This is a genomic window from Ruegeria atlantica, from assembly GCF_013033965.1.
Classification (GTDB): Bacteria; Pseudomonadota; Alphaproteobacteria; order Rhodobacterales; family Rhodobacteraceae; genus Ruegeria; species Ruegeria atlantica_D.
The window spans coordinates 140,708-159,661 of the sequence record NZ_WQFE01000013.1 but is presented as its reverse complement, the minus strand read 5'-3'; the positions used below and the strand labels follow the sequence as shown (position 1 = coordinate 159,661).

The 18,954-nt window shown below is 56.8% G+C and carries 10 protein-coding genes and 3 pseudogenes; 6 read left to right on the top strand and 7 right to left on the bottom strand.

Annotated elements, in window-relative coordinates:
- Positions 1-118: 118 nt before the first annotated feature.
- Positions 119-299: pseudogene (locus tag GOW16_RS19965) on the top strand (DDE-type integrase/transposase/recombinase); the annotation flags it as partial.
- Positions 300-384: 85 nt separating this feature from the next.
- On the opposite strand, the gene GOW16_RS19960 reads toward GOW16_RS19965, so the two are convergent.
- Positions 385-5,604: a VWA domain-containing protein gene (locus tag GOW16_RS19960; RefSeq protein ID WP_170418930.1), complete on the bottom strand. Its 5,220-nt coding sequence runs from the start codon at positions 5,602-5,604 to the stop codon at positions 385-387.
- Between GOW16_RS19960 and GOW16_RS19955 the strand changes: the two genes are divergently transcribed.
- Both GOW16_RS19955 and GOW16_RS22680 read left to right on the top strand, forming a co-directional pair.
- Positions 5,585-7,828: a transglutaminase domain-containing protein gene (locus GOW16_RS19955; protein ID WP_170418928.1), complete on the top strand. Its 2,244-nt coding sequence runs from the start codon at positions 5,585-5,587 to the stop codon at positions 7,826-7,828. The two genes, GOW16_RS19960 and GOW16_RS19955, sit on opposite strands and share 20 nt — an antisense overlap.
- Before the next feature lie 130 nt (positions 7,829-7,958).
- A pseudogene (locus GOW16_RS22680) lies at positions 7,959-8,081 on the top strand (IS3 family transposase); the annotation flags it as partial.
- 334 nt (positions 8,082-8,415) lie between these two features.
- On the opposite strand, the gene GOW16_RS19950 reads toward GOW16_RS22680, so the two are convergent.
- On the bottom strand, positions 8,416-10,476 hold the full coding sequence (locus tag GOW16_RS19950) for an adenylate/guanylate cyclase domain-containing protein (protein WP_217354691.1): 2,061 nt from the start codon (positions 10,474-10,476) through the stop codon (positions 8,416-8,418).
- A gap of 208 nt (positions 10,477-10,684) precedes the next feature.
- Positions 10,685-11,172 (bottom strand): annotated as a pseudogene (locus tag GOW16_RS19945) (IS6 family transposase).
- 354 nt (positions 11,173-11,526) lie between these two features.
- Between GOW16_RS19945 and GOW16_RS19940 the strand changes: the two are divergent.
- The 3 genes from GOW16_RS19940 to GOW16_RS19930 are packed head-to-tail and all read left to right on the top strand — an operon-like array spanning position 11,527 to position 16,276.
- Positions 11,527-13,461 (top strand): PrkA family serine protein kinase, encoded by a 1,935-nt coding sequence (locus tag GOW16_RS19940; protein WP_170418926.1) that lies wholly within the window; start codon positions 11,527-11,529, stop codon positions 13,459-13,461.
- Between the two features lie 15 nt (positions 13,462-13,476).
- Complete coding sequence (locus GOW16_RS19935; RefSeq protein ID WP_170418924.1) at positions 13,477-14,799, top strand: YeaH/YhbH family protein; 1,323 nt, start codon at positions 13,477-13,479, stop codon at positions 14,797-14,799.
- Complete coding sequence (locus GOW16_RS19930; protein ID WP_170418922.1) at positions 14,792-16,276, top strand: SpoVR family protein; 1,485 nt, start codon at positions 14,792-14,794, stop codon at positions 16,274-16,276. The genes GOW16_RS19935 and GOW16_RS19930 overlap by 8 nt, the downstream gene beginning before the upstream one ends.
- 177 nt (positions 16,277-16,453) lie before the next feature.
- Here GOW16_RS19930 and GOW16_RS23015 read toward each other — a convergent pair whose 3' ends face one another.
- Genes GOW16_RS23015 through GOW16_RS19915 form a run of 4 tightly spaced genes read right to left on the bottom strand, consistent with a single transcriptional unit; the run spans position 16,454 to position 18,899 of the window.
- Positions 16,454-16,582, bottom strand: coding sequence for a hypothetical protein (locus GOW16_RS23015; protein ID WP_302478096.1), 129 nt, complete (start codon positions 16,580-16,582; stop codon positions 16,454-16,456).
- 16 nt (positions 16,583-16,598) lie between these two features.
- Positions 16,599-16,976: a nuclear transport factor 2 family protein gene (locus GOW16_RS19925; protein WP_170418920.1), complete on the bottom strand. Its 378-nt coding sequence runs from the start codon at positions 16,974-16,976 to the stop codon at positions 16,599-16,601.
- Positions 16,960-17,949, bottom strand: coding sequence for a DMT family transporter (locus GOW16_RS19920; RefSeq protein WP_170418918.1), 990 nt, complete (start codon positions 17,947-17,949; stop codon positions 16,960-16,962). Before GOW16_RS19920 ends, GOW16_RS19925 begins: the two co-directional genes overlap by 17 nt.
- On the bottom strand, positions 17,949-18,899 hold the full coding sequence (locus tag GOW16_RS19915; protein WP_170418916.1) for a glutathione S-transferase family protein: 951 nt from the start codon (positions 18,897-18,899) through the stop codon (positions 17,949-17,951). Before GOW16_RS19915 ends, GOW16_RS19920 begins: the two co-directional genes overlap by 1 nt.
- Between the last annotated feature and the right edge of the window lie 55 nt (positions 18,900-18,954).

The window sequence follows — 18,954 nt, the reverse complement described above, 5'->3', positions numbered from 1 at the left end:
TCGACCTATATCTCAGTTGCTGCAGTAGCAGCTCGCATAGTCGACGTTCGCCGCGGCTGCAAAATCAGATGCTAGGCAAATTCACACCTCGCGGACTTTGCAGGCATCGGGATACCTCAACATAATTGAACAGGACCACCGTTTCACTAAAAGGCGAACCCCGCCCGATGCTCGGTATCAAAAGCTTCGCTGCGGTGGCAGCAACCTTGGCGGGTATCGAGACCGCTGACATGATCCGCAAAGGACAGCCTGGATTCTCGTCAAGCGAGTTCCGTCAATTTGCGATGCTCGCTGGATAAACCCAACAAATTTGAGCGATAGCTTCGGTTAATACTCGAGTTTGCGACATATCCCCTGCATTACCATGAATGCTGACATCGGCTTTTAGGGGGATGTCAACGCAATGATTGTCGTTTCACCGGGTCGGATTTCCGCTTCGACACCCTCCTGTGTTCCTTCAACCTCGACGAGATATCGCCCCGGTGGAAGGGACAGATCCGGTGCGCCGATGAGGGTTGTGAACACTTCGCCATCATGGGCGGTCACTCGAACCGCAGGGCGGGCTGCCTGTTCAAGCGCATGTGCCAGATTGTCAGCACCATCGGCATCCCAATATTCGCCGCCGCCAGCCTTTGCCCAAGCTTCAAATTGCGCAGAAAGAACGGGATCATCTATTTGGAAGCCAATGATGTCGATACGGGTAGTAATGCCTTCTGAACGCAATCGGGCGATGATGGCACCCGGATCCCCATCACAGGTTTCTTCACCATCCGACAGTACAACGATCCTTTTGACTGAGTCGAAATCTGCCAAGTCCTCGGCGGCGGCTTCCAACGCCATCGCGATCGGTGTGCGCGCCAGGTTTTGCGGCCTAATCCCGTTTATTGCACCCAATGTTGCCTGTGGCGACCCCGGGGGGGCGACAAGCGCGGTTTCGCACTGATCCGGTGTCATGCCAAACAGCCGCAGACCGACCGAAACGCGGCTTTGTTGCAATCCACTTAGCAGGGTTTCAAGGGCTGATTGAGCGATCTGGTAGCGCGGGCGCCCATCAAGACGTTTCAGCATGGAGCCGGAGTTATCGAGCAGGATCATCAGCGCATTGCCAGAGGGTGCCGCTGACTCGCTGGTGTTTTCCTGCACCAACTCGACCCGCAGCACACCCGGCTCCAGAGGTTGGGCGGCTTCCAGCATGACGCGCAGGCGGTAAGGCTTGGCGACTTGCAGTCGCGCCCGCGCCCGTTCGAAAGCCGCGCTGAAATCGCCTTGCGAGGACACATAATCATAGTTGCCCCCGGCGATCATCGCCCAGGTTTCCATCAGGTCGCGTTCGCGCGAAGCCGAGGAATTGGCGTCTGCGCTTGCCGGGATTGCCATCGCTACAACAAACGGATGTGCAGCGGCCAGTCTGGACCAAAGCGACGGGTCCCGGTCTGTTGCAGCGTCGGTCATAAGAATGACGGCGCGGGCTCCATCATGGCTGGCAAGAATATCGGCGGCCTGAGCCAGAGTGGTCTCGGCCGCGCTGCTTTCGGCAATATCCGTGTAAGACGTTAGCCGCCTGAGCAACTCCTCCGGATTTCCGGTCAGATCACCCCCCAAAAGCGCTCCACCGAAGGGGAGAAATCCGACGAGGTCGCGCGAGGGGTCAGCCGCCTCGGCAATATCGAACAGCGCACGGCGCAATTGTGCTCGGTAAGGTTGGGTCGAGCCGCTGGTGTCATAGGCGACCACCAGCGCCTGACGTGGCTCGTAAATCCGCAGCAGATAGGTGCCGAGTGTTTCCAGTCGAGCGGTGAACTGGCCCGGTGTTTTGTCATCTCGCAGTACATCGAGAACGGCCCCATCCGGCGTTTTCAATTCGGGCCGCACGCCACCGCGACCAAAGGTATCCAGATCAAAGTGCACCAGCGCCGGGGCCTGTTCCACCGAAATCGCCCACCAATCGTCACGCTGGCCGCGCTGCACCGAAGAGCCCTGCCAAACGTCGGCTGGTAAAGGTCGGGCCGCATCCGGTGCCGCGCCTCCGGTGGCACGAGAAATGGGCGGGGCCCCGCTTCCCGTTGTAGCACTGACGCTGAATTCGCCCCATTCCCCCAGAACAGAAGGCATTTCCTTGCTGGACGGGGCCTCCCAGACCATCACTTTGTCCGGCAGATGCAAAGGAAGCGTACCATCGCCGCCTTTGATCGTCAGACGGAGGTAACGCGCGCTGAGCGGCTGCGAAAACGCCAGCCTACCCTGATGTCCCGCAGGCGTTTGAGGCGAAAACTGCCAGTTCCCGGCATCGAGCCAGGGGCCAAGCGGCCCCTCAAGGCTGATCGCGGCGGAAAGTTCAGTCGGAGACGCCAGACTGCCAGGCTCGGCAGCGGCCGAGAATTCCCAACCCAATGCCGTCAGACGCGCAGCGCGGGCGTGGTGAAACCCCAAGACAATGGTTGCTTCGGACACAGCGCGCAGGCTGTCGGGCTTATCATCCCCTCCGACCAGAAGATCCTGATCCCAGGGTCCATCGACATCCAGTTCCGGGCGAGTCCAGACAACATGCCCGCCGAGTCGGGGATCGGCCAGGTTGAACTCCGATAGGTTTGACGGAACAAAGCCGGGTTGCGCAACGGCCCGCAGCTCGGAAAGATGTATCCTGCCATCGTCTCGCCCACCCATCCGCCAGGCCGAAAGGGGGATCAGCCGCAGGTATTTGACCATGACCGGCGGTTTCAAAACAAAAGGTTGCTCGTCGGCGGTCGGGCTGAGTTGATCTGAGATCAATGGTGAAAAATTCTGGCCATCCAGTGAATGCTCGACCCTGAAATCGCGCAGCGTTCCCGTCTTGTTCAACCCGTTGCGGGCGGTCAGGATTAATCCGGCCAGCGGAACGGGATCGTCTCCGGCAAGGTTCACGGTCGCTCCGCTTTCAAAGGCTTCCGTGCCAAAGGAAAACGTCTCGATCGCTGGGGCTTCGCCGTCGATCAGAGCGTTTTGCATGCGCAATCCCGGAGCATTGTCCGGCAACGGATTGCCGGTGCCGTCGACCAACTGCCCACCCAATGCCGACGCGGCCAGGTTCAAACCGCCCCGAAGCGCAGGCGGAAGCGGAAAATCGGGCTGAGGCGCAACAGCGGGTGCTTGCGTGTCCGGTGTCAGAGTCATGCTGATCTTTCCGCGATTGCGACCCCAGTCCAGCCGCAGCCATAAGCGGACCTGTTCGGGCGGCAGATCGGGCGGCGCGACCAGTTCGGCGTGAAGCTGATTTGTGGTGCTATCGTGAGCGGGCGGACCTGCGAGACGCCATCCCGGTGCAGAGCTGTGCAGAGTGAGTTCGGGAGGGTTCTGCGCGTCAACGGTTTGCGACAGCGACAACGTAATGGGCAGGTGCTGGCTTTGGCCGGGCAGGAAGGCACGCGGCGAAGGCGGGGCCTGACCGATACTCAGTTCGATGTCCTCGGTGGGCTCTGCAACCGCCTGAGGCGGCCGAGAGCTGATGTTGGGTTGCAAATCGTAGCTGACCGCCACACCCGCGTCGCGCGCCTTTCCGGTCGGTGTTATTGCAATCAGATAGCTGTCGGCGGATGAGAGGGTGAAACTGTTGCAGGTCTCGTCGCCATCGTTCTCGCTGGTGGCGCGCAATTGCCCGTCAACTGCCGAGACCGCCACCGCAACGGTGTCCGGCATACCACAAAACCGCAGAGTGGTCGGTGCATTATCAATAACCAGACCATATAGGTCGATGCCCCCTCCGCCACCGACGTTTCCTTTCAGCCGGTTGTCCTTGGGCCAGTTCCAGATGATTGAGTCAGGCGTATCGTTCGGTTCTTGATCAAGCGCATCGGGAAATGGGTCCGCCGGTGACAGCATCAACCTGTAGTCATCCAACCCCGGCTGCGAACCTTTTGACGTCATTTCCACAAGGTAATCACCGGGATGGAACAGCGCCGTGTAATCCAGACGGTTTTTCCCGCCCGTCAGTTCTCGCTGCCACAAGGGGCCACCCGGGCCGATCAGACGGACCGAGATCGGCTCGGTAAAAGGCGGATCCAGTTCGATCCGCAACCGTTCGGGCGCACGAAGCGAAAATCGGAACCGGTCGGTATCCCCGGGTTCCAGAATGCCGCGCCTGCCGGTTCCAACCTCCAACAGATTCTCGGAACCGGTCTCGGCATTCGGTTCGACCTCGCTGCCCGGCAGCCGCGACCCTTGCGGCAATAGCCGCAGCGTATAGCGGCCTTGCCCGGCCAGTTCGATGAAGTAAGGACCGGGCGTGAGATACAGTGACGAAATTCGAAGCCGCGATGCGTGATCGGCCTGCCGCTCGGCAAAGACCTCGCCTCCGGCTGAATGGACTTTGAGGGTTCGCAAAGACAATCCATCCGCCTGAACGCGCCAAAGTTGCGCTGGTCCGGGGATGTCCACCGCAAAGAAATCCCGATCCCCGTACGGCAGTTTGCCGCTGCCCACGGTGTCCATCGCCAAGGGCGATGCAATCCCGGCCCGGTCATTGGGCTCGTGTTCAGCGCCGAAACGAGCAGCCTCTAACGTCAGACGTCTGACGGTGTATTGGGTCACTCCGTTTGCCGAAAGTTGCAGCATCAAAGGCGTCTCACCGGTCAGCGGCAAAAGCTTCTGACTGCCTCGGAAACTGCCTTGCTTCAAACTGGTGCCTTTGCCATCGGTCAGCTTCCAGTCGATCACAGCCTTGTGGTCTGACCTGATTTCCAGCGCAAAGTCGTTACCACTCTGCCCCAGATCGATCCAATCGCGATCCGGGTTGGCACCACGGCGGGTCAGATCGCCCGCAAGGAATCTGTTATCGATCAGCGGTTTCGCCTGTTCATGCTCATCGTTCGGCTCCTGCTCGCCGAACTCCAGCGGCGCGGGAACAAGCGAAGCGGCAATCGGGGTATCCTTGCCACGCAGGCAAAGGCGATAAGCGCCAGCGGGCAGGCCCTCCATCCGCCAGAGCGGAGCGATTTCGCCGCGCGCCAGAAGCTGGTCATCCTTGCGGTTCAGCAAGCGCAGCGGCGTCCAGGCCTTATGCGGTGCGTGAAGCGTCAGCCGGGACCGAGCTTCTGTTTCGAAATCGTGGCATGTTTCATCATTGCCTGCAGTAAGCCGCCACAGTTTTCCCGCACCCAGCGCTGCAGGCTCTGCACCACCGGTTTCTACGCGGAAGTTCACTTCATATTGCCCCAGGCCCGCTTTGTATGGGGCAATGCCAACAATGTACTCTCCGGGCAGCAGCATGCGCTCTGGCATGTCCGCGCTCTGGTCGCTCAGCATCGGCAAAAGGGCTGCGTCGCCAAGGTCGACGCGGCTGGTGATCCGCTGTTCCTCATCGCGGGTGATTGCGATCAACTGCAGTCGGGCACCGCTGTCTTCGGCACCGGACAGAGTTGCGGAAATGAGCGGCACGCTGCCGTCCGGAATGATCAATCGCCAGACATCCTGCCGACCATCCGCCATATCACCGATCAGTTGCTGAGAGACTGGGTCCAGATGGGGCGCGGCCAAAAGATAGGGGTCATCTTCAGATTGAGCCCGGATTGGGCTAACATGCGAAAACAGCATTACAGCTGAGATGGCAGCGATGAGTTTCTTCAAAAACATGTTTTCAAACCGGATCTGCGCTCTGGCCAAGCGTATCACAGGTTGGATTACGATCGCAGCGTTGATCACGTCCGCGCCGTCGGCGCTTGCAAACCCTGATTGGGGGCCCGACACAGACGCCAAGCAAAAACTACCGCCTGTGGTGGAACGCCCGGCCTCTGTTGAATATTCGCAGGTACTGGCCGGAATAGCGACGATCATGGAGAAGATGGCAGAACCGGAGACAGATCTGGTCACCCTTGGCCTGTCTCTTGGCAGCGACCCCGACGCCGCTTTCGAGTTTGCGCGGGACCGGTTGCGTACCGAGCCCTACACGGGCAGTTTGCGTGGGCCTCAGGCGGTGCTGGCAGCAGGCGGCGGCAATCCGCAGGACAAAGCTGAATTCCTGATGCACCTGCTTGAGACGATGGGTTTCGACGCCCGTATCGCCTCGGCCGAATTGCCTGTCGAGCTGGCGGCGCGCCGATTCTCGAGCGTCTGTCGTGATCGGACCTATTCACCCTGGCCAGCCCGAATGGCGGGATTGCAGGATCAGGCGGTGGCGCGGTTGCAGGCCCGGGCCAAGCGTGACTTCGACGCGCTAGAGACGGCACTTGCGGGCATCGTGCCCAGTTCGGTCGCGTCGACCATGTCATCGCATTCTCACTACTGGGTGCAAATGCGCGATGGTGAGGGATGGTGGGATTACGATCCGAGTTTCTCCGAAGCCCGCCCTGGCGAAGCTTTCGTTCAGCCAGTGGCGCTTTCACGCGGCGGCAAGAATCCTCATCGCGTGCGGATCTCGGTCAAGGTCGAGAGTTTGCGCAACGGGCAACTCAGAGAGACCTCGGTATTGTCGCAGGAATTTACTGCGCGCCAGATTGCGGGTGCCGCAATGCATCTCGGATTTGGCCCAGAGGCACCTGGCACCGGTGGTCTGGTCGCGGATAAACTGTCCGCCAGCCTTGGGATGCAGGCGGCGATGCGTCCGATTCTGCTGGTCGATGGTGAGCAGTTTCGCGGCAGTACCTTTGCGGCTCCCGGTCCTGCGGAACCCGGGCTGTTCGGGGAAAACCTACCGCCGCCAGTTACGGCGGTCTGGCTGGAACTGGAAAGCATCACGCCGGATGCTGCCCCACGAAAGGCACGGCGAATGATCGTCGATCTGGTCCCCGCATCGAGACGCGCCCTCGGCACTGTTCCAACGCCGGATGAACTGCTGACACCGGCGCCCGGGATACGCTACCCCGCCGCGCTTGAAAGCGTGCGGGATATCGTGGTTTCCCATGGCGGCCTTGATCCCCGGGCGACGGCTGAGCGTATGGCCCGAAGCATGCTGGCCTTGCCGGGTTTGATCGAGGATGCTGAACGCGGCCACCCCGATCCCATGCTATCACTCTGGATGGGATGGGTAAGAGCCGAGAGCTTTGCGGTGGCGTCTGAGGCTCTGACCCGCGCCTACCCCGCGGGCGAGGAATGCGCTTTTGTTGGCTGGCCTCGCGTGTTTCTGACCACGTTGGGGGTTGGCAATGCCGACGGTGGCGCAACGGGATCGCTTGACTGGGCGCTGGACGGGATTGATGTTGCGGGCCCGCAGGGGGAGCCTGATCCGGTCGCCGCCTGGCGGCTGAGACTTTGGCACGGCACTGTCCAATCGGCGCTGGAAACCACGATCGGCGAAATACTCACTCCGGATAGCGAAGCGGTGGTCCAAAGTACCAGCCTGTTGCTGGAAGGCCCATTGATGGCCCTGGATTCCGAGGCCGCCGGGCAGTTGGCCGGGCAAAGCTTTGCCGCTGCCCGGGATCTGGCAGACGGACGCATTCTGGTATCGGACAACGGATCGCAACACCCGCCGGTCTGGTGGCGCGTTGACCCGCAAAGCGGGGCAGCCGATGCGCGAATGGGTGAAGGCGGGAATGTCTACAACTGGGCCACCGGACACAGCGGAGCGGCCTATTCCCGGATGGGCATCTACTATCTCGACGAAGCATCGTTGCGATCTTGGCGGCTCAACCCGCGCGGCGACATAGATGCCCAGATACGGCGGATTGAACGAATGCTGGCCCGAGAACGCGCCGCCGCCCGTAATGCGCAGGCCGCCCAGAGCAAGGCAAACAACGAGTATTCGCTGCTTCTTAGATTGGTGGCAATTCCGATATCCTTCATGACCGGCTACGTGGTCGGCAGTTCCGTGCTTCAGGGCGTCCATCTGGCGCTTTACGGAGAGGTGTATAATCCATGAATGGCAGGCGAACCTGAGGCAATCTTTCGGCCAAAGACGCTCATTCCACCGTCAGGGAAATGTCTAACATTTTTTCAAACCGAGGGTCGGTTCATGAATTCTTTCAAAAGCGCACAATACACTGCGGGCTTGGCCAACACGCAGGGCCGTTGAGCTTGCCATATTCGATTACATCAATGGCTTCTATAATCCACGACGACACTCAGCACTCGGTTGGAAAAGCCCGGTCGCAAGCGAACGGAAAGTGGCCTAAAAGAGCACTTGGAGCAGCACTGAAACGGGCCAGGTCCAAAAACGCTCGACGCAGGGCACGGAGTTCGCTGAGAGTTCTGTTCTCATCCACCTTTATCTGGACCGAGTAGTTGACTGCATCTGCCGAGAGTACGGCGGAAAGTCTGCGGTCTCCATTCATGTCTATTCGTAACGCATAAAAGGCAACGTGGAGAAGACATCTTATTTTTGGAAACTTCGCACGAACTTTGACCAGCCGCTTTGTCCGTAGCCTGTGAATCTGAGTAATAATTCTTGCCGCGAATGCATGAACGGTCGATTTCCACACGGCATAGCGGCGAGGTAATTGATGCAGTCTAGTAGATTTTATTGGTACTTGTAACGGCACGCCAGTTTTCCGTTGGTGGCCTGTCCAATAGGCTTTGGGCACGGACCATCATTGCGGCGGAGGCGGGATCCCCGTTGCGCGCCTGGTTTGCGGCCTCGAATGAGGCTACAGCCTTTTCGAACCGCCCAGCCCGATAATGTGCAAGACCCTGTTCATAGAGCTCTATCCAAGCGAGGGATCCAACAAACCCATCCTCCATTGCGATCAGCTCATAAACCACCAGTTCTTCGGTACGTCCAAACACAGTAAGCGTGTCCAGCTCGCGGACTACTATCGAGCCGGCCGCCTGGCGCCGCGTCTCCGACCCGATCAGGATCACTGTGCCATAGTCTTTGTTGGCGCCTTCCAGTCGGCTGGCAACGTTCACAACATCGCCAATCGCGGTGTAATTCAACCGCTGCTCTGAACCGATATTTCCAACCAAAGCCTCACCGCTGTTCAACCCGATCCTGACGCGTAGGGGGTTGCCAGCCTCATCTGTAATACCGGACGCGCCCAGAGCGGCGACAAGGTCCAACGCCGCACGGCAGGCGTTTTCAGCGTGGTTGGTATCTTTACGCGGCGCGCCCCAAAACGCCATCACAGCATCGCCAATGAATTTATCGATCGTCCCACCGTTTTGTGTAATGGCCGCGGAGGAAGCGCTGAAGAAAGGCTCCATCAATTGGATAATCTTAGGGCCAAGTTTTTCCGACAGACCAGTGAAACCCGTAACATCGCAAAACAAAACGGAGATCTGTTTCAATTCTCCACCCGGCTGTATCTTGATGCCCTCAGCGACCAGCATACGAACCAGATCAGTGGGCACGTATTTCCGGAATGCGGACAGACCGGCCGCCATATTGGCCGTTGCCGCAGAAAGATTGGCAAGCTCAGACAGTTTGGAGGGTCTGCGTTCAATCTGTTCGACGTCAAAGCGCTCAATTTTACCAAGGTCTTCAGCGATGTGCGCCAACGGATTTGCCACAACTCTGCGGATCAGCCAGATTGCCAATCCGGTTGCGATAACCACCGCAACGATCAAAATGTAGATCAGGTTAACCAGAGTTTCATCGATGCCCGAGAGAAAGGCCGCTTCAGGTATGACCGTGGCAACGCGCCAGCCGTAAAACCCTAGGGGCGTCAGCGCCACCGCATAAGGCACACCGTCAATGACGATACGTTTCGTCAAAGTGCCCGGGGCGTTCCCTTCTGGGTCAGCCAACAGCTTTTCACCTGAGATCATGGCAACTTCATAAAGCTTGCCCTCACCCATGCGCGCAGGGGTAATCTCATCCGCTTCGGCGTCAGGTACCGCAATGACCTTTCCATCGGCGTTCAGAATAAATGCCGCTCCGAATTCGCCGGGTGCAAGCGTGGCAAGAAAGCGTGACAAACGATCCGTTTCGATCGCAACAGCCAGTACGCCTTGCCGCGTTCGGTTAACGTCAATCGGACCGACGAAGGCGTAAACGGTTTTTTCGCTTTCCGGAAGCTCGCGCGCTTCAATCCATCCGGAGGAGTTGAGGTCTATAAAGTTATTAAACCAGGCATGTTCGCGTGGATCATAGGATGTTTCGGTAAAGGATCGCTCTTCGAACTGGATGTCCCCGGGAATGAAGATGTAGCGGTCTTTCCGCAGCATTCGATCCCGGATATCTTCGTCGATTTCAATCATCTCAAGCCCGCCGTCGCCCAAACGATGTGATGCGAAGAAATCCCCGTCGGGCCAGCCGAAGAAAATCCAAGAGATATTCGGCTGCGCCTGTAATTGTGACAGAAAGACAAATTCTCGCTTGTCCGCCTGTCGAGTGGCGATGACGTTCTGAACAAAGATCGTGCGAACCGCTGCCCAAGCGGCTTCGGCCGATCTGAGGGTCACACCCACCTCAGTGCGGACGGTGTTTGCGATCTGGCCGTTGATTTCAGCCGCAAGCATACGGCTATTGGCGCGCGCTGTTGTCCACCACAGGGAATGGACGATAAATGTCGACACCCCGATAGACACAGCCACCAGAATTGACACAGCGATGCCCACGCTAAATCTCAACTAAATCTCCGACAACAAAGTCATTTACTGCAGTTTGAATTGAGATTGCCGTAAGGGCAAAGCTTTCTTGGTTTCAGTCCCGAATCTCACGTATCTGTTAGGTGCAAGCCAAGGGCGCCACGGGCCTGAAAAGACATTTCCGACACACGCGCGAGGTTCTGTTGCAATGATTTGGGCACGCCGAGCAGTTTCAGCAATCGCTCGGGAGTTAGGCTGCGAGCTCAGCGAACTGCCGAGAGGGACAGAGTCCGGGCGTGAATTGCCCCTTGCGGATCATGTGCGCAATCTCGGTGCCTGCTAGCGTTGCCGATGCTGAGACGAAAGTCTTGACACCCAGCATCCCCGCGAAGAACTTTGTCGCAGCCGGTTTGTTCGGCGCTGGGAAGGCATGAAATCAAGCGTTTTGCCGTATTTGTCGACTGCTCGATAGGGATAAACCGACGAGCCCTTCACCTTGATATAAGTTTCATCCATTCGCCAGGATCGGTCACACGATCCCTTCCGTCTGCGTGCCGTATCAGCAATGGCACCGGAGTATCGTGTCACCCAACGGTTCAGCGTGGTGTGATCTACAGATATGCCTCGTTCACCCATAATCTCTTCCAGGTCTCGGTATGAAACTCCATAGCGCAGATAGAAGAAGACAGCATGTAGGATCACATCCTTTGGGAAGTGCGCACCTTGGAAAGAAACCATCTTCTCTGCACTCCCAAGTTGCAACTCGGGTCGCCGATATCACAAGGGCTTAAACTCAAACAGAGAGCTCAGGAAATTTGCAACAGAGCCTTCAGAACTTATGCGACATAACTGATTGACGCCCCATTCGGCTCGACCGCTCATTCAGCGGTCTGAATGCAAAGGCCGCGGCGGCAAAAAAGGTCGGGCGGTGGCGGGATTCGAAAGCTTCGATGAGTGCAAATTTCAACAAAGCGGCGGGTGGGAAACAAATTGTGATTAGAAATTAAACAATTACGGACCAGTTTTATGGTAGACTAGGATGAACTTAGCGCGCTGGGACGAAGGAGTACGAAACCTAGAGGAATTGTTGAGATGGAGATTTTCGAGCAGTTTGCAGAAGAGTATGGGCGGACCAAGCTCATCGAAATGACATTGCAGGACTATTTGCTGGAATGTCGAGAAGACCCAACGATGCGGGCTACCGCAGCCGAACGGATGGTCGCTGCGATTGGTGAGCCAGAGCTTATCGATACCAGTCAGGAAGCTCGGCTTAGTCGCATATTTCTTAATCGAACAATTAAGCAATACGAACCCTTCCAGGACATATACGGCGTCGAGGAAACTATCGAGCGTATCGTTGGCTTTTTCCGCCATGCCAGCCAGGGCCTCGAGGAACGCAAGCAAATCCTCTATCTGCTGGGGCCGGTTGGCGGAGGCAAGTCAACGCTGGCCGAGATACTCAAAAACCTGATGGAGCGGCAGCCGATCTATGTGCTGCGGGCCGGTGACGAGCTTAGCCCAATCTTTGAATCGCCGCTTGGCCTATTTGACCGCGCGCGGATGGGAGATTTGCTGGAGAGCAAGTACAATATCCCCAAACGGCTGTTGAACGGGTTGATTTCGCCTTGGGCCGTCAAGCGTTTACAAGAGTTTGACGGCGATATTTCCAAGTTTTCGGTTGTCAAACTCTATCCGTCGAAATTGCGCCAGATTTGCGTTGCGAAGACTGAACCAGGCGATGAGAACAACCAGGATATTTCTTCGCTTGTCGGGAAGCTGGACATACGCAAGCTGGAGGAATTCAGCCAGAACGACCCGGACGCTTATTCTTATTCCGGTGCTTTGAATCGCACCACGCAGGGATTGATGGAGTTCGTGGAGATGTTCAAGGCGCCGATCAAGGTGCTGCATCCGCTGCTGACCGCCACACAGGAGGGGTCATATGCGGGCACAGAGAACATCGGTGCCTTCCCCTTCCAGGGTGTCATCGTTGCGCATTCGAACGAAGCGGAATGGCAGCAGTTCAAGAACAACAAGAACAACGAGGCTTTCCTGGACCGGATCAGTCTGGTCAAGGTGCCCTATTGCCTGCGTGCCTCGGATGAAACCCGTATTTACGAGAAGTTGCTTGAGGAAAGCAGTCTGGGCGAATCCCCATGTGCGCCGGAAACGCTGTCCATCCTGAGCCAGTTCAGCGTTCTGACGCGGTTGAAAGAGCATGAAAACTCGCCGACATTTTCCAAGCTCCGCGTCTATGATGGTGAAACCCTGAAGGATACCGATCCCAAGGCGCGGTCAGTGCAGGAATATCGGGATGCCGCCGGAGTGGACGAAGGGATGACGGGCACATCTACCCGCTTTGCGTTTAAGGTACTGTCCGAGACCTTCAACCACGATACCGAAGAAGTCGGTGCCGATCCTGTTCATCTGCTCTATGTTCTTGAGCAGGCGGTGAAACGCGAACAATTCCCCGACGAGGTTGAAAGCCGGTACCTGTCTTTCATGAAAGACGATTTGGCACCGCGCTATGCGGATTTCATCGGCAATGAGGTCCAAAAAGCCTATCTGGAATCTTATTCTGACTTTGGCCAGAACCTTTTCGACAGATACATTGCCTACGCTGATGCCTGGATTGAAGATCAGGATTTCAAGGATCCAGATACCGGCCAGATCCTCAATCGCGGTGTTCTGGAACAGGAACTTGAAAAGATCGAAAAACCGGCCGGGATTTCCAACCCCAAGGATTTCCGAAACGAAGTAGTCAAATTTGTGCTGCGCGCGCGGGCTAACAATCGCGGTCGTAACCCTGACTGGCGCAAGTATGAAAAGCTGAGACGCGTGATTGAAAAGCGCATGTTCGGTCAGATTCAGGACCTTCTGCCTGTCATCAGCTTTGGTGCCAAGCGGGACAAGGAAACCGAAGCCAAGCATAACGAGTTTATTGATCGCATGATCGGCCGCGGCTACACGCGCCGTCAGGTCAGGCGCCTGGTTGAATGGTACATGCGGGTCAACAAGGCAGGATGAGGAGTCTATGCTCAAATGGCCCATTTCATCGATCGAAGGCTAAACCCCAAGGATAAGAACCTTGGGAACCGAAGGCGGTTTCTGCGCCGGGTTCGCTCTGCCGTCAAAAAGGCGGTTGACGAAAGCGTCCGGCGCCGGAAAATCGCCGATGTCGGCCAGCAGGAGAACGTCTCAGTACCGTCAGATGGGATCGGAGAACCGCATTTTCAGCATGATAGCAAAGGTGGCTTCAGACACCGGGTTCTAACCGGAAATAAGACGTTCAAAGCGGGTGACCGGCTCAAGAAACCTCCATTGGGTCAGGGCGGTCAGGGTGGACGAGAAGGGGCGCCCGACGGGGAGGGCGAGGACGAGTTTATGTTCGTTTTGTCGCGGGACGAATTTCTTTCCCTGTTCTTTGAGGATCTCGAACTGCCCGACATGGTCAAACGCAGTCTGAAAGAGGTTCCCGTCTCTAAACCGCATCGCATGGGCTATACTGCCGCCGGGACGCCCGCCAACCTCAGCGTATCGCGAACGATGCGCAATGCGTTCGGGCGACGTCTTGCAATGCGGCGCCCAACAAACACTGAGATACAGGCTCTTACACAACAGGTTGCAGAGCTTGAGGCGCTTGAAAATCCAGATGAGGCGCGAAAGGCCGAAAGGCAGTTGCTGCGCGAGCAGCTCGACAAGTTGCTACGGCGCCGCAAGATCATTCCCTACATTGACCCGCTGGACGTGCGTTACAAGTATTTTGAGATGCGCCCCGAGCCAGCGGCAAATGCGGTGATGTTTTGCCTGATGGATGTTTCGGCCTCGATGGGAGAGCGAGAGAAGAGCCTTGCCAAGCAGTTCTTCGTACTGCTGCATCTTTTCCTCAAGCAACGCTACGACAAGATCGAGCTTGTATTCATCCGCCACACCCAGGTTGCCGCTGAAGTTGATGAAGACACCTTTTTTCACTCCCGCCAAACCGGCGGCACGGTCGTGAGCAGCGCGCTCAACGAGATGAAAAAGATTATCGAAGCCCGCTATCCGGCTGCACTGTGGAATATCTATGCCGCGCAAGCATCAGATGGTGAGAACTTCAGCGGAGATTCGCAACTGTGCGCCGACCTCTTGAACAGTGAACTGATGAAGTGTTGCCAATATTTCGCCTATACGGAAATCGTCGACGAGACCGAAGCCAATCTGATGAACAGCGAAGATAATGGCATGGAACTGTGGCGCTCGTACCGGCAGGTCGCAGAGGCCTGGCCGAACTTCGCCATGAAACGGATCGCGCGTGCCAGTGATATCTACCCGGTTCTGCACGAACTGTTTGCACGCAAAACGAACGGAGTTTCCAATGGCTGATCGGGCCGAAGCGACCGTGCCACTGTTTGACGGTGCGGAATGGGATTTCGATACCATCCAGCGCAGCTATGACGCGATCGAGCGCGTGGCGATTGATGATCTCGAACTTGACGTCTACCCGAACCAGATCGAAATCATCTCGTATCAGCAAATGCTGGATGCTTATTCGTCGACCGGGATGCCGCTCATGTATCGGCACTGGTCTTTTGGGAAGCGTTTCGTTCACGAAGAAAAAGCCTACCGCAAAGGCGCAAACGGTCTTGCCTATGAGATCGTAATCAATTCCGACCCCTGTATCTCGTACTGTCTCGAAGACAATACGATGGCACTGCAGGTCCTTGTGATCGCTCATGCGGCCTTTGGGCATAATCATTTCTTCAAGAACAATCACCTGTTTCGCCAGTGGAGCGATGCGCAGGGTATTCTCGACTACCTCGACTACGCACGTGGATTTATTGCCCAATGCGAAGAACAGCACGGGGAACGCGAGGTTGAGAAATTACTCGACGCGGCGCACGCGCTCATGCCGTCGAGCGTTTTCCGGCACCGGCGTCCACCCCACTCATCGCTCACGGATGAGAGAACCCGACAGCGTGAGCGGCGCATCGAAGAGGAACGAGCGGTACATTACCTGTGGGACGCCTTTGATCATCCTACACAGTCGTCGAAAACTGACGAAGAGGCGCGGAAACGCAAGCGTGAAATGGGGTTGCCGGAAGAAAACCTGCTCTATTTCGTCGAACGTCACAGCCCGGTTCTGGAATCCTGGCAGCGTGAAGTTCTGCGCATCGTCCGTAACATCGCGCAGTATTTCTACCCGCAGCGCCAGACCAAAGTGATGAACGAAGGGTGCGCCTGCTTTGTCCACTATTACATCACCAACCAATTGCACCGCTCTGGCCTGCTCACGGATGGCGCTATGCTCGAAATATTGCACAGTCATACAAATGTGTTGACGCAGCCCGACTTTGACGCCCCGAACGCAATGGGGATCAACCCTTATGCGCTGGGTTTCGCGATGATGCAGGATATTAAGCGCATCTGCACCGACCCAACCGAGGAGGACCGGGAATGGTTCCCCGACATAGCCGGCAGCGGCGCGTGGCGTGAAATATTAAAGGATGCCTGGGCCAATTATCGGGACGAGAGTTTCGTTCAGCAGTACCTCAGCCCCAATATCATGCGCCGGTTCCGCATGTTTTCGTTGACCGATGACGGGGGAAAGCCCTTCTACACAGTTGACGCAATTCATGACGAGCGCGGATATCACCAGGTACGTGACACCCTGGCGCGGGGTTTCGACGTTGCGGAACACGATCCCGATATTCAGATCGTCGATGTGGACTTGATGGGGGATCGCCACCTCAGGCTGCATCACTCTCTGCGCAATGGTGTGCCGCTGGACAAAATAGCCAGTGATGCGACTTTAGGACATCTGCGGCAAATCTGGGGCTTCGACGCGGCGTTCGAAGACTAGCAACGATTGTGTCGGGCCGTGTTGCATAGGCCAGAATTGAGGCGGTATTGCCCTATATTTGCAGTGCTTGAACGATGATACCGGGTCAGTGAAACCGCCCCGGTTTTTCTTCGATTTATAAATGTTAACTTTTTGCCAACTCCGGCGCCTTAAACGCATGCGGAGTGTTATATGAGTTCAGATCGATCTGAGATCCAGATACAGTTCATCGCCTTCGATAGCACAAACCCTGAGTTCATCCAAAAACTCGATGCAGTTCGAGATTTGCTGACCGCGAATGGCGGCTTCTGAAACCCGAAGCCGCATATCCGTATCGTCGCCTCTAGAGCCCTGAGATATCCACGTAGACTACGTAATCAGCCACTTTACCCTCTTTTAGGCCAAGGCGTGTAGCAAACGGGACTTCATGCTCACTGTTATCTTTGCGTGTGTAGTGGACTGTTCCGTCACAGAATACCGTGTTGCCGCTCGACCAGATGCCGGTGATTGTGTGCCGCATGGCCAAGATGGTTTGAAAGAACGCTTTGTTGGCCTGATGGACAGGTTCGCGCCCCAAAATCGGATCGAAATTCCCGAGGCGGAATGTGACATCTTCGGCTACAAATCCGACAACGTCGTCTGCGTTCATTGCATCGACGGCTGTATAGAGTTCGGCAACCAGTGTGGCGTGTGGTGAGTTGCGTTCATTGGTGATCTGCATTTTTGTTCTCCTTGACAGATGTTTTGTGTGTTGTGACGTTTATTGGCATTCCGGCCTGCGTTTTGAGAGAAAGACGCCGGAGTTGGTCAAAGCGGATGTGCCCGTTGGTGATGGCCAGCCCAAGAAAGAGAACCGCGAGCGCTACAACCAACGTGAGGCGGATTGGTTCACCAAAGGCCAAAGCCCCGAAGCCAATCCCGAAAAGAGTGGCGAAGTATCCAACCTGGGCAAATCTGACGCCATCCGTGCGCCGCTGCACCTCGAAGGTCAGCACGTAGCTGAGTGCGGTGATCAGTCCGATTCCGATGATAGCAACAATCGGGCCAAGACCTAACAAGCCGGGCGAGATCTGACCGCTGACAAGGACCGGCAAACCGATCACCAGCAGTTGCAGACCCAGAGTTCCGGTCGCCAGCGCCGTGGGATCACCGTCCGGCGGGTAGGCACGGCTGCGAAAGACATTGCCCATTGCCAGCAGAAGCGGGCCGGCCATCGCAACAGCAATCCAGTGCGGCGCGACACCCGACAGGTCGAAGCCGCTATGAGTAGCAAAGCTGATGCCAACCAGCCCGATCAGAATCCCGACTAGGCGATATGTCGGCAACATCCGCTTTTCGACCAAAGCCGTGATCGTAAATGTGAAGAGGGGTGAGAGCGTGACCAGTGCCGAATAGAAACCGGTGGATACGTATCCCAGCACAGTATAGCCAATCAGGGCTGGCCCGCTGATGCCAAGGATGCCTGCCCCCAAGTAATAGGCCAGATACCTGCGATGCAGCACGGGATGTTTGCCGGTGACCATCCCGATGGTGAACAGAACCAGACTTGCGACCAAGAGCTGCCAGAACAAGGCAAGTTGTGGCGCGATGCCCGCAATTGCCACAAACTTGGTCAAGGTAAAACTAACCCCGACAAGTGCGCCGATGGCAATGATCAGCGCTGTCGGTGGAAGAACTCTGACAAAGCGGGGCATCATGCGGCTCCTTTTGTTGGTGCCGCAATGATGAAGTCTGGTTCTGGCCCGACCGGGATGATGCCGCTTGGGTTGATGTGACGATGGCTGAGAAAGTAATGCGCGCGAATATGCTGCATATCGATCGTTTCAATCACGCCAGGAAGTTGAGCGAAATCCGTCAGGTAGCGCGAAAGGACCGGGTAATCGATGATCCGTTTCCGGTCGATCCTGAAATGCGTTACATAGACGGGATCGAACCGCAGGAGTGTTGGGAACAGCTTCAGGTCAACTTCGGTCGGCATTGCGCCAGCCAGAAAACACCGCGTGTTCAGCAGCGCGTCGATATTGTCCAGCGCTGCATAGAGCTGATGGATCGCCTCGTCATAGGCTTCTTGCGTTGTGGCGAAGCCGGCACGATAGACGCCGTTGCGAATGGGAGCGTGGATTACATCCGCCAGCCGGTCGATCTCAGCGGCGAATTCGGCCGGATAGAGGTCTGGTCCAGTTGCGTCCATGAAGGCGGTGTTGAGCATTCGCATGATATCAGCGGAGTCGGTGCTGACAATCTGGCCGCTGTGCGTGTCCAACAGCAGCGGGACCGTAATCGCTCCGGTATGGGCCGGCGCGGCGCGCTGATAGACCTGATAGAGGTATCGGTCACGTGGTACACCGGTCGTCTCATCAAAGTCGGTTTGGTCGATGACCCAGCCGTCCTCGGATATCACCGGGTCCATCCAGGTGATGCCGATGGCCTGGCGCAGCCCCTTGAGCGCCAGCACCAGATCGACGCCATGACACCACGGGCATGCCTTCGACATATAGAGGTGATAGCGGCCAGAAGTGCCCGGAAAATCTGCCCTAACATCCGGGCTGATCCAGCCACGAAACGGGCTGGGCAACCGGTGAAAACGCCCATCTGATCGCTTAGGCTTGTCGCGCAGTATTCCGTTGATGAGCATTTTGGGCATGGCCGCCTCCATCCAATAGGTGTCGAAGACGACTTATAGTGTTTCCAAGGGTGAG

Coding starts and splice junctions, on each gene's coding strand:
- GOW16_RS19955 (WP_170418928.1), top strand. CDS start 5,585: ATGAGTTTCTTCAAAAACATGTTTTCAAACCGGATCTGCGCTCTGGCC.
- GOW16_RS19960 (WP_170418930.1), bottom strand. CDS start 5,604: ATGTTTTTGAAGAAACTCATCGCTGCCATCTCAGCTGTAATGCTGTTT.
- GOW16_RS19940 (WP_170418926.1), top strand. CDS start 11,527: ATGGAGATTTTCGAGCAGTTTGCAGAAGAGTATGGGCGGACCAAGCTC.
- GOW16_RS19935 (WP_170418924.1), top strand. CDS start 13,477: ATGGCCCATTTCATCGATCGAAGGCTAAACCCCAAGGATAAGAACCTT.
- GOW16_RS19930 (WP_170418922.1), top strand. CDS start 14,792: ATGGCTGATCGGGCCGAAGCGACCGTGCCACTGTTTGACGGTGCGGAA.
- GOW16_RS23015 (WP_302478096.1), bottom strand. CDS start 16,582: ATGCGGCTTCGGGTTTCAGAAGCCGCCATTCGCGGTCAGCAAATCTCG.
- GOW16_RS19925 (WP_170418920.1), bottom strand. CDS start 16,976: ATGCAGATCACCAATGAACGCAACTCACCACACGCCACACTGGTTGCC.
- GOW16_RS19920 (WP_170418918.1), bottom strand. CDS start 17,949: ATGCCCCGCTTTGTCAGAGTTCTTCCACCGACAGCGCTGATCATTGCC.
- GOW16_RS19915 (WP_170418916.1), bottom strand. CDS start 18,899: ATGCCCAAAATGCTCATCAACGGAATACTGCGCGACAAGCCTAAGCGA.